Origin of the sequence: Micromonospora sp. DT4, from assembly GCF_049841675.1 — a bacterium.
Taxonomy (GTDB): Bacteria; Actinomycetota; Actinomycetes; order Mycobacteriales; family Micromonosporaceae; genus Micromonospora.
The window spans coordinates 1-448 of the sequence record NZ_JBNCKT010000394.1 but is presented as its reverse complement, the minus strand read 5'-3'; the positions used below and the strand labels follow the sequence as shown (position 1 = coordinate 448).

Here is a 448-nt window from a genome sequence, read left to right as displayed (position 1 = left end):
TCTGTAATGGTTTGACCAGATCGGCGAGAGTCTCGACAAGGCATGATCATGCCGTTGACGTTGGCTGAACACGTACGGTCAACGAACCAACGAACCCCACCGGGAGCCGAATGGAAGGTAGACAACGAAGGCACTGGGAGCTGATACAGATAGCCGTACGTCAGATGAGTTCCGACGATTTTTTGCCGGATTATGTAGTCGAAAGCGAAGGAACTGAAGCATGCCTGAATAAGGGCTGCGGACAAGGGATCTTCGCAGAAGATGATGGGATTGGTGTGACCCACCCCATATTTCGGCAGCACGGTAGCCACCATCGTTCGCGTATCCGTGGACCGGGCAATGTCCCGCCACCCCATTAGCCATTGGTGGCCCCGTACGTATTCAGCTTGAGGTAGCCGTTTGAGGCAACCACGGCCCGGTGGTGAACAGCTGTTTGAGGACGTCGAGG

1 protein-coding gene is annotated in these 448 nt (G+C 55.1%); it reads right to left on the bottom strand.

The window, feature by feature from the left end; all coding sequences use genetic code 11:
* The coding region (locus tag ACLQ24_RS30265; protein WP_425895143.1) for a hypothetical protein at positions 1-302 on the bottom strand (302 nt) is incomplete at its 3' end.
* Positions 303-448: the final 146 nt, after the last annotated feature.